This window comes from Mixta calida (assembly GCF_002953215.1).
GTDB lineage: Bacteria > Pseudomonadota > Gammaproteobacteria > Enterobacterales > Enterobacteriaceae > Mixta > Mixta calida.
Window position 1 is genome coordinate 3303977 of the sequence record NZ_CP026378.1, and the last position, 14711, is coordinate 3318687.

Genomic DNA, 14711 nt, shown 5'->3' on the forward strand with positions numbered 1-14711 from the left:
GATCAAACCTCATCCACAGAATGCCCGGCCAGCGCGCGACGGACGGAATTGTCCATACGACGGGCGGCAAAATCCTGGGTTACTTTATCGAGTTGTTTTACCGCCGCGCTGATGGTGTCGACCTCATCGCCGCGAATGGCTTCCTGCAGCTGACGCTGCGCCTGTTGAATAGCGTGCAGTTCTTCCGCGCTCAGCAGCGCGGCGTCTTCCGCCAGCGCGCCTTCGAGACTTTCCAGCACCCGCAGGCCTTCCACCTTCTGTTCCGCCAGCCTGCGCGCCGCAACGTCCTGCTGCGCCCAGGTCATGGAGTCGGTAATCATGCTGGCGATTTCGTTTTCCGTCAGTCCGTAGGAGGGTTTTACCTGAATAGAGGCTTCGACGCCGGTGGATTTCTCCATCGCCGTCACGCTCAGCAGGCCGTCCGCATCCACCTGGAAAGTGACGCGAATGTGCGCGCCGCCTGCGGGCATCGCCGGAATGCCGCGCAGCGCAAAGCGCGCCAGGGAACGGCAGTCGGAAACCAGCTCGCGCTCGCCCTGCAGCACATGAATGCTCATCGCCGTCTGGCCATCCTTAAAGGTGGTGAATTCCTGCGCGCGCGCCACCGGAATGGTCGTATTGCGCGGGATCACTTTCTCCACCAGGCCGCCCATGGTCTCCAGTCCTAACGAGAGCGGAATGACGTCCAGCAGCAGCATTTCGCTGTCCGGCTTGTTGCCGACCAGAATATCAGCCTGAATCGCCGCGCCGATGGCGACGACCTTATCGGGATCGATGGTGGTTAACGGTTGTCGGCCAAAGAATTCGCCCACCTTTTCACGCACCAGCGGCACGCGGGTAGAGCCGCCGACCATTACCACTTCCAACACCTCTTCCGGGGTGACGCCCGCATCTTTCAGCGCGCGACGGCACGCCATCAGCGTACGCTTCACCAGCCCGGCGATCAGGCCGTTAAAATCGTCGCGCGTCACTACGCCCTGCCAGTCGCCCAGCGTAACCGGCACGCTGTCGCTGTCGCTGAGCGCGATTTTTACCGCGATGGCGCTATCCAGTAGCTGACGCTGCACGCCATGATCGGCGCGATCGTGCAGGCTCGCCTGCTCGCGCAGCCAGTCAGCCAACAGGTGATCGAAATCATCACCGCCCAGCGCCGAATCGCCGCCGGTAGCCAGCACTTCAAAGACCCCGCGGCTCAGGCGCAGCACGGAAATATCAAAGGTGCCGCCGCCCAGATCGTAGACCGCGATCATCCCTTCCTGACCGGAGTCGAGACCGTAGGCGATCGCCGCCGCCGTCGGCTCGTTAAGCAGACGCAACACATGCAGGCCCGCCAGCCGTGCGGCGTCGCGCGTGCCCTGACGCTGCGCGTCGTCAAAATAGGCGGGCACGGTGATCACTACGCCATCCAAATCGCCTCCCAGACTTTCGCGCGCGCGCGCCGCCAGCGTTTGCAGAATGTCGCTGGAGACGCGCACCGGATTCAGCGTGCCCGCGGCAGTCTGGATCAGCGGCAGGCCGTTTTCGCTTGGCTGAAGCTGGTAAGGAAGGTGGGGATAACGCTGTTGGATGTCCGCCAACGAGCGGCCCATCAGACGCTTGACCGAACTGATGGTATTGACCGGATCGGCCGCCGCCTGCTGGCGCGCTTCCCATCCTACCAGGCTTTGCTGCGCCTGATATTGCACCACAGAGGGCAGCAGATGGCGTCCCTGCGCATCGGGCAGGGTTTCTGCCTGGCCGCTGCGCACGGTGGCGACTAATGAGTTGGTGGTCCCCAGATCGATGCCGACGGCCAGACGACGTTGATGCGGCGCGGCGCTCTGCCCCGGCTCGCTGATTTGTAATAACGCCATGTTAATCTTCCCGGTTAAAAATCAAGCAGCTTCTCTTCCAGCGCTTCTGACTGGCTGCGCAGTTTAGCGAGAAAACGCAGCTTGCGCACCGTGTCCGCAGCCGTTTCCCAGCGGGCGTCGGCCAGCTCCTGACGCATCTGCGCGCTGCGCTGCTGCATCATCGCCTCAATGCGCTGCATAAAAGCCTGCAGCTTCGCCTCGGCGTCCGGGGCGTTTTCGATTGCGTCCAGTTCTTCGCGCAGCGCCAGCTGCTCCATCAGAAAAGCGGTGTCGCGCATCGTATGCTGTTCGTTATTGATATCGAAACCGTGCAGCGACAACAGATATTCCGCGCGCGGCAGCGGCTGACGCAGCGCCTGGTAACCTTGATTGATGGTAGCGGCCTGTTGCAGCGCCTGCAGGCGCTCGCGCTCCGGCTGGGAAGCGAAACGATCGGGGTGGAACTGACGCTGCAGTTCCTGAAAGCGGGCGGTGAGCTGGGCCGCATCAATCTCAAACGACTGCGGCAGACCAAAAAGGGTGAAGTAATCCATAGGAGACTCGGTTAATACAGAGGAATGCATAGCATCGCTCCGTTACCGGAGCGATCTGTCCTGCCGCTGCGTCAACGCTTATACGTTGAAGCTTTCTCCGCAGCCGCATTCATCTTTCATGTTCGGATTGTTGAACTTGAAGCCTTCGTTCAGACCTTCCTTCACGAAATCGAGCTCGGTCCCGTCGAGATAGATCAGGCTTTTCGGGTCGATGACCACGTTCACGCCTTTATCTTCGAAGACGGTATCTTCCGGCTCAGGGGCATCCACAAATTCCAGCACGTAAGCCATGCCGGAACAGCCGGAGGTGCGTACGCCGAGACGTAAACCGAAACCTTTGCCACGATTGTGCAGAAAGGCATTCACGCGCGTTGCCGCGCTTTCGCTCAGGGTAATGGACATAACTCCCCCTTACTGTGTGTCTTTCTTGCTCTTGTAATCCGCGATAGCGGCCTTGATCGCATCTTCAGCCAGAATGGAGCAGTGAATTTTCACCGGCGGCAGTTCCAGTTCTTCAGCAATCTGCGTGTTCTTGATCGCCGCCGCTTCGTCCAGCGATTTGCCTTTTACCCATTCGGTAATCAGCGAGCTGGAGGCGATGGCGGAGCCGCAACCGTAGGTTTTGAAGCGCGCGTCTTCAATGATGCCCGCGTCGCTGACCTTGATTTGCAGCTTCATCACGTCGCCGCACGCCGGCGCGCCGACCATGCCGCTGCCGATAGAAGGATCGCTGTTGTCAAAAGAGCCGACGTTGCGTGGATTTTCGTAGTGATCGATTACTTTTTCGCTGTAAGCCATGATCTGTTCTCCTGAAACCTGAAATTAGTGATGCGCCCATTCAATGCTGTTCAAATCCACGCCCGCTTTAAACATCTCCCACAGCGGAGAGAGGTCGCGCAGACGGCCAATAGATTTGCGCACCAGTGCGATGGTGTAATCAATCTCTTCTTCGGTAGTGAAGCGGCCGAGGGAGAAACGAATGGAACTGTGGGCCAGTTCATCGCTCATGCCCAGCGCGCGCAGCACGTAAGAAGGTTCCAGGCTGGCGGAGGTACAGGCGGAACCGGAGGAGACCGCCAGGTCTTTCAGCGCCATGATCAGCGATTCGCCTTCAACGTAGTTGAAGCTGACGTTGAGGATGTTCGGCGCGCCCTGTTCCAGGTCGCCGTTAAGATAGACTTCTTCGATATCTTTCAGGCCGTCCCACAGGCGGTTACGTAGCGTGCGCAGACGCGCCATTTCGCTTTCCATCTCTTCTTTCGCGATACGGTAAGCTTCGCCCATGCCGACAATCTGATGCACCGGCAGCGTACCGGAACGCATGCCGCGCTCGTGACCGCCGCCGTGGATCTGCGCTTCCAGACGGATGCGCGGCTTGCGACGCACGTAGAGCGCGCCGATGCCTTTCGGACCATAGATTTTATGCGCGGAGAAAGACATCAGATCGACTTTCAGCTGGCTAAGATCGATAGGCAGTTTGCCAACGCTCTGGGTAGCGTCAACGTGGTAAATGATACCGCGCGCGCGGCACATTTCGCCGATGGTGGCGATATCCTGCACCACGCCGATTTCGTTGTTGACGTGCATGATGGAAACCAGAATGGTGTCGTCACGCATCGCCGCTTCCAGCGCTTTCAGATCGATGATGCCGTTGCTCTGCGGCGCCAGGTAAGTCACTTCAAACCCTTCGCGCTCCAGCTGGCGGCAGGTATCCAGCACCGCTTTATGCTCGGTTTTGCTGGTGATAATGTGCTTGCCTTTTTTCTGGTAGAACTGCGCTGCGCCTTTAATCGCCAGGTTGTCGGATTCGGTCGCGCCAGAGGTAAAAACGATTTCGCGCGGATCGGCGCCAACCAGCTCGGCGATCTGATTACGGGCGATATCCACCGCCTCTTCAGACTGCCAGCCAAAACGGTGCGAACGTGAGGCGGGGTTACCGAAAGTCCCGTCCAGGGTGAGATACTGCATCATTTTTTCCGCCACGCGCGGGTCGGCCGGCGTCGTAGCGGAATAATCCAGGTAAATCGGTAATTTCATTGCTCTTAAGCTCCGTACATCGCTTCAATTCAAATAAAATCAGGCGCGCAGATTTATATTAATGGTTTCCTGCGTACGCCCATTCGCCATACGGCGCGTCTCATTGTTCTGGCGATCCGCTATGTCCAGGATCTCTTTATTATTCACCAGCTCGGCCAGCGTAATATTGTTAAGAAAATCACTGATGCGTTCGCTTAAATCGTGCCATAGCACGTGAGTCAGACAGCGCTCTCCGCCCTGGCAGCCCTCTTTGCCCTGACAGCGCGTTGCGTCGACCGATTCGTCAACGGCGGTGATCACCGCGCCGACGGCGATATCCGCCGCGCTTTTGCCCAGCAGGTAGCCGCCGCCCGGTCCGCGCACGCTGGCGACCAGGCCATTTTTACGCAGGCGCGAGAACAGCTGTTCAAGATAAGAAAGAGAGATCCCCTGACGCTCTGAAATATCAGCCAGCGGCACCGGCCCTTCATGTGAGTGCAGCGCAACGTCAAGCATTGCGGTAACGGCGTAACGGCCTTTTGATGTCAGTCTCATAGCCTGGTGACCTTCTGTTATACCCGGTTATCGGAGTTTACTGATGATGGTCGCAAGTCTGACATTCCTGAGTGTTTTGGTCAACTATTTAACCTGGTAAAACACTCAAGTATTACGCTACGCCGGGGCTGTCGCTTTCAGCTGTCGCCGCGCTTTTTCTCAAAGGAAGAGAGCATGCCGCGCAGGATATTCAGCTCGTCACGCTCCGGGCGCGCGCGGGTATAAAGGCGACGCAGTTTGCTCATCACCTGACCCGGATTGCCCTGGCGAATGAAGCCGCTGTTAACCATCATCTGCTCCAGATGCTGATAAAAGCGCTCAAGGTCATCCACCAACGGATAGGGACTCTCTTCATACTGCGGCTGTTCAGTGCGGCCGCTTTGCAGGAAAGCCATGCGCACTTCATACGCCAGGATCTGTACCGCCATCGCCAGATTGAGCGAGCTGTATTCCGGGTTAGCCGGAATCGCCACGTGATAATGGCACTTTTGCAGTTCGTCGTTGGTCAGACCGACGCGCTCGCGGCCAAATACGATGGCGACCGGCGCCTGCGCGCCCTCTTCCACGCATTTGACGCCGCATTCACGCGCGTCCAGCATCGGCCACGGCAGCGTGCGCGAGCGGGCGCTGGTGCCGACCACCAGGCTACAGCCCGCAATCGCTTCATCCAGCGAATCGACGATGGCCGCATCGCCGATCACATCGCTGGCGCCGGCGGCGAGAGAGATAGCCTGAGAGTCAGGTTTGACCAGCGGATTAACCAGATAAAGGTTAGTCAGCCCCATGGTTTTCATCGCGCGGGCGACGGAACCCATATTGCCAGTGTGAGAGGTCTCCACCAGCACAATACGAATATTTTGCAGCATACAACTCGGCGGTCAGTGAGATAATTCGTACATGCTAACATAAATGCAGGACATTTTCCGATCTCCCTGCTATACTCCGCGCCGTTTTCCCCGTTCTTTAACATCCAGCGAGAGATACTGATGCATCCGATGCTCAACATCGCCGTGCGCGCTGCGCGCAAGGCCGGCAATTTAATCGCCAAAAATTACGAAACCCCGGACGCCGTTGAAGCCAGCCAGAAAGGCAGCAACGATTTCGTGACCAATGTTGACCGCGACGCCGAGCGCCTGATTATTGAGGTGATTCGTAAATCTTACCCGCAGCACACCATTATTGGTGAAGAGAGTGGCGAACTGTCGGCAGAAGACCAGGATGTGCAATGGGTTATCGATCCGCTGGATGGCACCACCAACTTTATTAAACGCCTGCCCCATTTCGCCGTTTCTATCGCCGTACGCATCAAAGGCCGTACCGAAGTCGCCGTGGTTTACGATCCTATGCGCAACGAACTCTTTACCGCGGTACGCGGTCAGGGCGCACAGCTGAACGGCTACCGTCTGCGCGGCAGCACCGCGCGCGACCTGGACGGCACCATTCTGGCGACCGGCTTCCCGTTCAAGCAGAAACAGCACGCCGCAACTTATATGAAACTGGTTGGCAAGCTCTTTACCCAGTGCGCCGATTTCCGCCGCACCGGTTCCGCCGCGCTGGACCTCTGCTATGTCGCCGCTGGCCGCGTTGACGGCTATTTTGAAATCGGCCTGAAGCCGTGGGATTTCGCCGCGGGTGAACTGATCGCACGTGAAGCGGGCTCGCTGGTCACCGACTTTACCGGTGGTCACGGCTTTATGACCTCCGGCAACCTGGTTGCTGGCAATCCACGCGTTGTAAAATCGCTGCTGGCCGCCATGCGCGACGAGCTGAGCGATGCGCTGAAGCGTTAATCTCTCCGCAATAAAAATGCCGCGTCCTCCTTCGGGAAGGCGCGGCATTTTTTTATGCTTTTTCAGGCGTGGTTCAGCCCAGCGGACGCAGGCCGCCGGAGAGGGCCGGTTGTGCGCTGAGCCATAGCATGACGCCGCCGGCGATCAGCAGCGCGCCGCCGGCCAGCGCCAGACTTTGCAGCGCGACGCGTTGCCAGCGCGCTGGCGTCGCCCGCCGGTTTAACCGTATGGCCAGCGTGCGCGAACTCTGCACCAGCAGCGCCATTGCCGACACCGTCAGCGCGGTGCCGACCGCCATCGCCAGCGCGCTGACCACGCCCCAGCCGTAGACGCCAATCACCCGCGAAAAAAGCAGCATCATGATCGCGCCGGAACAGGGGCGCAGCCCCATCGACAGCACCACCAGCAACGAGGTTTTCCAGCCGGTCGCGCGCGCCAGCTGCTCGCTGTCCGGCAGATGCTGATGACCGCAGCCGCAGTGAGCGTCATGGCTATGTTCAGGCGGACGCAGCCGCTGGATTCGCTGTGCTGGCGTGCGCTGGCGCATTAGCTGACGCAGCGCGCGCCAGCACAGCCAGACACCCAGCCCGATCACCAGCAGATAGCTGCCCTTTTCCAGCCAGAAACTGCTGAGATGCAGCTGGCGGGAAGAGAGTTGCAAAATACCCAGCATCAAAGTGACCAGCGCCACCGCCACGAGGCCCTGCACAATAGCCGCCGCCAGCGTCAGCTTCAGGCTGGTTTTTAGCCGCGTCGGATGGGTGGCGAGGAAAGTGGCGATCACCACTTTGCCATGTCCCGGCCCCAGCGCATGCAGGACGCCATACAGCAGACTAAAGCCAAGCAGCGTCGCGCCCGCCTGCCCCGGTTGCTGAGCGACACGTTGCAGTACGGCGATCATCTCCTGATGCAGCGCTTTCTGCCAGTTTACGCTTTGCAGCAATAGCTGCGGCCAGTACCACCAGGCGGCGAAAGTGCCCGCCAGCAGCAGGACAAGCGTTCCCCAGAGCGGCCAGAGACCACCCCGGCGCGCGCAGCGTTTTTCTGTCAGGATTGAGGACATGAGAAGGTTACCGTTTGGGCGAACTGGCGGCCAAGGTCCATGCTTTCCGGCGGCGCGTCGGCTTTATCCAGCGACAGGGCGAACGCTTTCAACGAGGCGTCCGGCTTTGGCGCTTGCAGCGTCAGTTTACAGCGCGTTTTTAGCGCATCCGGCAGGCTGAGCGCCTGCGCATCGCTGTAAGTCATATCGACAAAATAAGTGGGATCGAAAGTACTGAAGGTGTAGGTCTGACCCGCCAGCTTCTGCGGCTGCGCCAGCGGCAGCACAAAGGTCAGCACCGCTTTTGCGCCGCTGCGCGTCAGCTGATAAGAGGGCGGCAGATTATCGAACTTTACCGCGCGGCCCTGATGCCAGAATTCGGTAAAGTAGTGCTGAGCCAGCACGTTAGCCATCACTTCCGCCGCCAGCTTTTTCCATACTGGCGAATCGGGTGCGGCGCTGCCTGCATCATACAGCAGATCGGCAGAGGTAATTTCATCCATCGTCCAGACCATTTTCAATCCTGTCAGCGCATCTTTATCGATTACCGGCGTTGTTTGCATGCTGATAAAGCTGTGCGGGTGAGACCAGGCTAAAGGCGATAGCGCCAGCGCAGCCATGGCAAAAACGGCGCGTTTGTAGATGTTATAAGATAACAATTTCGCTGTCATGCATTTTCCTGTTCTGCAATTTTGTGAGCCAGGTTTACGTCTGGATAAAAAAATGGCGGCTGCCGCCTGGCGTCACAACGGTTGTCTATGCTTATTTTTGGTATGACTGACCGGAAAATCTACGATGAGTTCTGCTACAACCACAGCACCACTCTTCTCCAGTTCCCAGCGTCGTTGTCATCTCCTGTTAATGCTCTATCTGCCCGATCCCTTGCTGACCTTGGAAAGTCTGTGCCAACTCAATGGTGTGGACCCGTCGCTTGCCCGGCAAGATATAGCGGAGGTTGATGAGGAGATCCAGCGTTACCATCAGCTTGGCATCCATTATCAACAGGATGGCAGCCTGTTATTACAGGGCAGCGAACTGGACCGACGCCTGTGCCTGCTGCACTGGCTGCGCCGCGCGCTGCGCGTCTCTCCGGTTTTTATTGAAAATACTTTTACCCCGGCGCTGCGTCAGCATTTGCAGGCGCGGCAAATCGAGAAGCTGCTCTACGACGAACATAACCTGCAGGCGTTGATCCAGCACTGTGCCGGACGCCTGCAGCGCAACTTCAGTCCACGCGATCGGCTGTTTTTGCAGCTGTTTATGCAATATTCGCTTTGCCATACGCGCCTCGCCGCCTTCAATGCGCAGCAGCGACAGTGGCTGGAAAAGAAAGCGGAGCGGCTGGCGGCGCAGGATGTTATTCGCCACTGGCAGCGGCGCTGCCGTTTTGCACCCGACGCCAGCGAAATCGATTTTTTCACGCTGCTGTTCAGCATGATTCACGCCCCCTCCGTCGGCCTGGCGCAGCAGCTGTGGGAACAGCAACTGCTGGAACAGACGCGGCTGCTGATCGCGCGTTTTCAGGCGCAGTCCGGCATGCGCTTCAGCGACGAGCGCGGGCTGTGCAGCCAGCTCTATACCCATCTGGCGCAGGCGCTGGATCGCTGTCATTTCGCGGTAGGCATCGACAAAAGCCTGTCGGAAGAGGTAATACGCCTCTATCCGCGCCTGCTGCGCGCCACGCGCACGGCGATTGAAGCGTTTGAAAATCACTACGGCATCCGCTTTTCGGCGGAGGAGCTGGGGCTGATTGCAGTAATTTTCGGCGCATGGCTGATGCAGGAGAATGCCCTGCAGGAAAAGCAGGTGCTGCTGTTAACCGGAGAGAACGCGGCGCTGGAGAGTCGGCTGGAGGAGCAGTTGCGCGAGCTGACGCTGCTGCCGCTGAGCGTGAAATATTTGCCGATGCGCGACTTTCAGCGTGACGGCGCGCCAAAGGGGGTGACGCTGGTGATTTCACCTTACACCACCCCGCTCCCGCTCTACTCACCGCCGCTGATTCATGCGCAGCAGCCTTTCACCGCGCAGCAGCAGCAGCGCATCCGTCTACTGCTGGAGTCCTGAAGCTTTCTGCGCCTGCGCGCGCGGTCGTAAAAACAGCGCCGGCACCACCAGCAGCGCCATTACCCAGAAGATCTTGCCCTGTAGCGCGTTGAACAGCACGCCGCATACCATGGTCATCACCGCGATGCCGCCGCCCATCGCCAGCGCGGAGTAAACCGATTGCATCCGAATCACTTCCCCGCCCTGCCGCGCAGCGATAAAACGCATCGCCGCCAGATGACAGACGGTAAAGCTGCCGCAGTGCAGGATTTGCGCCACGATCAGCCACGGCAGCTGCGTAGTGCTGGCCATCAGGCTCCAGCGCACCAGAGCGCAAATGCCGGAGAGCAGCAGCAGATCGCGCGCGCCCCAACGATGAAAGAGACGATTGCTCAGGGCGAAGATAACGATTTCCGCTACCACGCCCAGCGACCAGAGATAACCCACTACGCTGGCGGAGTAGCCTGCCTCCTGCCACCAAATAGCGCTGAAACCGTAATAGGCGGCGTGCGCGCCCTGCATCAGCGTCACGCAGAGTAAAAAGCGCCAGACAGCGTTTTCACACAGCATCGCTTTCCATTCGGCCCAGCCAGCGCTCTGCGCTTCGCGCGCGTCGCCCAATGGCATTACCGCGGGCCGCAGCAGCATGCCGCCCAGCATCATTACGATGCCGACGCTAAGCAGCGACAGCACCGCCTGGCTGTTCCAGGCGGTTACCAGCATGCCGGTAAGCGCCGAGCCGATCACGAACGCCAGCGAGCCCCAGAGCCTGACCGGCCCGTAGGGCAGCGCGATCTGCCGCGTCCAGGTGGCGGCCAGCGCATCGCTGAGCGGTACCAGCGGCGAGAAAAAGAGGTTGAAGCCAACCATTACCAGCAGCAGCCAGAGCCACTGCTGCTCTACCCAGAAGCCGACGGCGCAGAGCAGCGTCAGCAATGCCAGCAGGCGCAGCGCCAGCACCAGCTGAGAGGGATCGCGCACGCGCGACGCGATCAGCAGGCTGCCGACAAAGCGGGCGATCATCCCGGCGCCGAGCAGCAGGCCAATCTTCTCTGCGTCCAGGCCGGTGCCTTTCAGCCAGACCGCCCAGAACGGCAACCAGATGCCATAACAAAAAAAGTAGGTGAAGTAACCGAGTGCTAACCAGTAAGTCGAACGAACCGTCATATATCCCCCGCCATTGAGGCGCCTGGTTTAGCAAATTAACGAAACATAAGCAATTTTGGCGGCTTACAAAGAAAAACGCCCCGTTCACAGGAACGAGGCGTTTGTTTAGCGCAGAGGGTTAAGCTCAGGCATAAACCGGGAAGCGCGCGCAGATCTCGAGGACTTTTTGCTTCACGCGTTCGATAGTGGCTTCATCGTTGATATTGTCCAGCACGTCGACAATCCAGCCGGCCAGCTCGCGTACTTCCGCTTCTTTAAAGCCGCGACGGGTCACCGCCGGGGTGCCGATACGGATGCCGGAGGTGACGAACGGGCTTTTCGGATCGTTCGGTACGCTGTTTTTGTTAACGGTGATGTTAGCGCGTCCTAAAGCGGCGTCCGCTTCTTTACCGGTCAGGTTTTTATCCACCAGATCCAGCAGGAACAGATGGTTATGGGTGCCGCCGGAAACTACGTTGTAGCCGCGCTCCAGGAAAACTTCCACCATCGCTTTGGCGTTTTTCGCAACCTGCTGCTGATAAACCTTAAACTCCGGCTCCATCGCTTCTTTCAGCGCGACGGCTTTGCCTGCAATCACATGCATCAGCGGGCCGCCCTGGCCGCCAGGGAAGACGGCGGAGTTGAGTTTTTTATACAGATCTTCGTCACCGCCTTTCGCCAGGATCAGGCCGCCGCGCGGACCCGCCAGAGTTTTATGGGTGGTGGTGGTGACGATATGCGCATGCGGAACCGGGTTCGGATAGACGTCTGCGGCGATCAGGCCCGCCACGTGCGCCATATCGACAAACAGGTAAGCGCCAACGCTGTCGGCGATTTCACGCATTTTCGCCCAATCGCAGACGCCGGAATAGGCGGAGAAGCCGCCGATGATCATTTTCGGCTTATGCTGCTGCGCCAGAGTAGCCAGCTCGTCATAGTTAATTTTGCCGGTTTCATCGATGCCGTACGGCACGACATTGTAAAGTTTGCCGGACAGGTTGACCGGCGAACCGTGCGTCAGGTGGCCGCCGTGTGCGAGGTTCATGCCCAGAATAGTATCGCCCGGCTGTAGCAGCGCGGTGTAAACCGCGAAGTTAGCCTGTGAACCGGAGTGCGGCTGTACGTTGGCGTAGTCGGCGCCGAACAGCGCTTTAGCGCGATCGATCGCCAGCTGCTCGACGATATCGACATATTCGCAACCGCCATAGTAGCGTTTGCCCGGATAGCCTTCGGCATATTTATTGGTCAGCTGTGAACCTTGCGCCTGCATGACGCGCGGGCTGGTGTAGTTTTCTGAAGCAATCAGTTCAATATGCTCTTCCTGACGCACTTTTTCTTGCTCCATCGCCTGCCACAACTCGGCATCGTAATCGGCAATGTTCATCTCTCGCTTTAACATCCGCATCTCCTGACTCAGCTAACTTTTAACGGCAATTTTTAGCCCTGACGGGCGAAGGCCAACAGTGTAAACCCTTTTGCAGGGTGAAGCATAGCGTCAGGGACGGGTTTTTACGCAAACGATTGGCTTGAGCGCTGGCAAGGCTTAGGTGGCAATTTATCTCTCCACGCGAATCGGATATTTCTTCAACGCCACCTTGCCGTTTTTTCATTACTCTTAACAGTAACCCCTTTATTTTTACGGTCTTATTTACAAACGCAACCGGCAACCTTTAACATGCATATAAAATTCATGTTATAAATCTACCAGGAGAAGCCCATGCTTGATGCTCAAACCATCGCTACCGTTAAGTCCACCCTCCCCGCCGTCGCCGCCACCGGCCCTGCCCTGACCGCTCACTTTTATGACCGGATGTTTACCTATAATCCCGAGCTGAAAGATGTGTTCAATATGAGCAATCAGCGCAACGGCGATCAGCGTCAGGCGTTATTCGACGCTATCTGCGCTTATGGCGCCAATCTGGACAACCTGGCGGCCCTGCTGCCTGCGGTGGAACGTATTGCGCAAAAGCACACCAGCTTCTCCGTTAAGCCCGAGCAATATCAGATCGTCGGCAAGCATCTGCTGGCGACCATTGATGAGATGCTGCACCCGGGCGACGAAGTCCTGGAGGCCTGGGCCAAAGCCTACGGCGTGCTGGCTAACGTCTTTATCAATCGTGAAGAAGAGATTTACCACGCTAATGAAGAAAAACCTGGCGGCTGGCGCGGCACTCGCCCTTTCCGTATTGAGGCGATCGAACAGCAGAGCGAGGTAATCAAAAGCTTTACGCTGACGCCGGTCGACGGCAAACCGGTAGCGGATTTCCAGCCCGGCCAGTATTTGGGCGTGCATGTGCAGGACCCCGATTTCGCCAACCATGAAATTCGCCAGTATTCACTGACCCATGCGCCGAACGGCCACCATTATCGCATCGCGGTCAAACATGAACCACAGGGCACCGTCTCCGGCTGGATGCACGGCAAAGCGAAAGTGGGCGATGTGATTAATCTGGCGGCGCCGGCGGGCGATTTCTTCCTCCAGGCGGCTCCGTCGATGCCGGTGACGCTGATCTCCGCAGGCGTCGGCCTGACGCCGATGCTATCAATGCTGCATGGTTTGGCGGCGGAAAAACATCCGGCGCCGGTAACCTGGCTGCACGCGGCGGAAAACGGCTCGCTGCACGCGTTCGCGAACGAAGTGGCAGAGACCGGCGCACAGCTGCCTCATTTCCACAGCTATACCTGGTATCGTCAGCCGTTGGACGCGGATGCCGGACGTTTCAATGCGCAGGGCACGATGGATCTGTCGGTGGTGGCGTCCGAGCTGAACGAGCCTGACCGTCAGTTCTATCTCTGCGGCCCGGTCGGCTTTATGCAATTCATTGCCCGTCAGCTGTTGGACGCGGGCGTGCCGAACCAGCATATTCACTATGAGGTGTTTGGTCCGCATAAAGTGGTTTAAGCTGATCGTTTGAACCAACGCATGCACGGGTGAGCAATGAAAACGATCGGTTTGCTGGGCGGAATGAGCTGGGAGTCTACGGCGCTTTATTACAAAATCATCAACGAAGGCGTACAGGCGCGGCTTGGCGGATTGCACTCCGCCAGGCTGGTGATGTACAGCGTCGATTTTTATGAAATAGAACAGTTACAGGCGACCGGCGACTGGCAGACGGCGGGTGAAAAGCTTGCCGACGCCGCCCGTGCGCTACAGGCGGCCAATGCGGATTTTATCGTGCTGTGCACTAACACTATGCATAAGGTCGCCCCCGCCATTCAGTCGGCGGCGTCGCTGCCGCTGCTGCACATCGCCGATGCGACGGCCGAGGCGGTGAAATCATCCGGCGCGGGCAAGGTAGGCCTGTTGGGTACCCGCTTCACCATGGAGCAGCCCTTTTATAAAGCGCGCCTGGAGCAGCAGTACGGCATCGAGGTGCTGGTGCCGGACGAGGCCGGACGTGAAACCGTGCATCAGATCATCTATCAGGAGCTATGCCTGGGCCATATCAACGCCGCCTCGCGTGAAAAATACCGGGCGGTGATTGCCGAACTGGTGGCGCGCGGCGCCGAGGCAATTATTATGGGCTGTACAGAGATTACGCTGCTGATTGATCAAGAGGATGCAGAGGTGCCGCTGTTCGACACCACGCGCATCCATGCCGAGGCCGCCGTCGCGCTGGCGCTGGCGTAATTTCAGCGCCCGACGGGTTTCACGTCGCACGGCGCCACCTGAAGCGGCCCTGCTTCAGATAATAAAAAAGCCAGCCTTTGACGGGGCTGGCTTTTTTCAGCG

General features: G+C 58.5%; 15 protein-coding genes. 4 read left to right on the forward strand and 11 right to left on the reverse strand.

Going from position 1 to position 14711, the window contains the following annotated elements; genetic code table 11:
- Positions 1–2: 2 nt before the first annotated feature.
- The 7 genes from hscA to trmJ all read right to left on the reverse strand — a co-directional run bounded on the left by hscA (position 3) and on the right by trmJ (position 5823).
- Complete coding sequence (hscA, locus tag C2E16_RS15680) at positions 3–1853, reverse strand: Fe-S protein assembly chaperone HscA (RefSeq protein WP_038624694.1); 1851 nt, start codon at positions 1851–1853, stop codon at positions 3–5.
- A gap of 14 nt (positions 1854–1867) precedes the next feature.
- Positions 1868–2386, reverse strand: coding sequence for a co-chaperone HscB (gene hscB, locus C2E16_RS15685; RefSeq protein ID WP_038629912.1), 519 nt, complete (start codon positions 2384–2386; stop codon positions 1868–1870).
- 78 nt (positions 2387–2464) lie between these two features.
- On the reverse strand, positions 2465–2788 hold the full coding sequence (iscA, locus tag C2E16_RS15690; RefSeq protein ID WP_038624693.1) for an iron-sulfur cluster assembly protein IscA: 324 nt from the start codon (positions 2786–2788) through the stop codon (positions 2465–2467).
- Positions 2789–2797: 9 nt separating this feature from the next.
- Positions 2798–3184, reverse strand: coding sequence for a Fe-S cluster assembly scaffold IscU (gene iscU / locus C2E16_RS15695; RefSeq protein ID WP_038624692.1), 387 nt, complete (start codon positions 3182–3184; stop codon positions 2798–2800).
- Between the two features lie 24 nt (positions 3185–3208).
- Positions 3209–4423, reverse strand: coding sequence for an IscS subfamily cysteine desulfurase (locus tag C2E16_RS15700; RefSeq protein WP_038624691.1), 1215 nt, complete (start codon positions 4421–4423; stop codon positions 3209–3211).
- A 39-nt stretch (positions 4424–4462) separates the two neighbouring features.
- The gene (iscR, locus tag C2E16_RS15705) at positions 4463–4957 is read right to left on the reverse strand and encodes a Fe-S cluster assembly transcriptional regulator IscR (RefSeq protein WP_038624690.1); all 495 of its coding nucleotides are present in this window, start codon (positions 4955–4957) and stop codon (positions 4463–4465) included.
- A gap of 137 nt (positions 4958–5094) precedes the next feature.
- Positions 5095–5823, reverse strand: a complete 729-nt coding sequence (gene trmJ, locus C2E16_RS15710; protein ID WP_038624689.1) for a tRNA (cytosine(32)/uridine(32)-2'-O)-methyltransferase TrmJ — start codon at positions 5821–5823, stop codon at positions 5095–5097.
- 120 nt (positions 5824–5943) lie between these two features.
- Here trmJ and suhB point away from each other — a divergent pair, with 120 nt between their 5' ends.
- Complete coding sequence (suhB, locus tag C2E16_RS15715) at positions 5944–6747, forward strand: inositol-1-monophosphatase (RefSeq protein WP_038624686.1); 804 nt, start codon at positions 5944–5946, stop codon at positions 6745–6747.
- Between the two features lie 73 nt (positions 6748–6820).
- Here suhB and C2E16_RS15720 read toward each other — a convergent pair whose 3' ends face one another.
- Together C2E16_RS15720 and C2E16_RS15725 are read right to left on the reverse strand one after the other, a co-directional pair.
- Positions 6821–7810 carry a nickel/cobalt transporter gene (locus C2E16_RS15720; protein WP_104951565.1) on the reverse strand — a complete coding sequence of 330 codons (990 nt, stop codon included), beginning with the start codon at positions 7808–7810 and terminating at the stop codon, positions 6821–6823.
- A complete protein-coding gene (locus C2E16_RS15725; protein WP_038624682.1) occupies positions 7795–8460 on the reverse strand; it encodes a DUF1007 family protein in 666 nt (221 codons plus the stop codon). The genes C2E16_RS15720 and C2E16_RS15725 overlap by 16 nt, the downstream gene beginning before the upstream one ends.
- Positions 8461–8584: 124 nt before the next feature.
- On the opposite strand from C2E16_RS15725, the gene csiE reads away from it, so the two are divergent.
- Positions 8585–9853, forward strand: a complete 1269-nt coding sequence (gene csiE / locus C2E16_RS15730) for a stationary phase inducible protein CsiE (RefSeq protein ID WP_038624680.1) — start codon at positions 8585–8587, stop codon at positions 9851–9853.
- Here the strand turns inward: csiE and C2E16_RS15735 are convergent.
- Both C2E16_RS15735 and glyA read right to left on the reverse strand, forming a co-directional pair.
- Positions 9836–10999 (reverse strand): 3-phenylpropionate MFS transporter, encoded by a 1164-nt coding sequence (locus C2E16_RS15735; protein ID WP_038624678.1) that lies wholly within the window; start codon positions 10997–10999, stop codon positions 9836–9838. The genes csiE and C2E16_RS15735 overlap by 18 nt on opposite strands.
- 124 nt (positions 11000–11123) lie before the next feature.
- Positions 11124–12377, reverse strand: a complete 1254-nt coding sequence (gene glyA / locus C2E16_RS15740) for a serine hydroxymethyltransferase (RefSeq protein WP_038624676.1) — start codon at positions 12375–12377, stop codon at positions 11124–11126.
- A gap of 318 nt (positions 12378–12695) precedes the next feature.
- On the opposite strand from glyA, the gene hmpA reads away from it, so the two are divergent.
- On the forward strand, positions 12696–13880 hold the full coding sequence (hmpA, locus tag C2E16_RS15745) for an NO-inducible flavohemoprotein (RefSeq protein ID WP_038624674.1): 1185 nt from the start codon (positions 12696–12698) through the stop codon (positions 13878–13880).
- Between the two features lie 36 nt (positions 13881–13916).
- Positions 13917–14609, forward strand: a complete 693-nt coding sequence (locus tag C2E16_RS15750; protein WP_038624672.1) for an aspartate/glutamate racemase family protein — start codon at positions 13917–13919, stop codon at positions 14607–14609.
- The last annotated feature ends 102 nt before the right edge of the window (positions 14610–14711 follow it).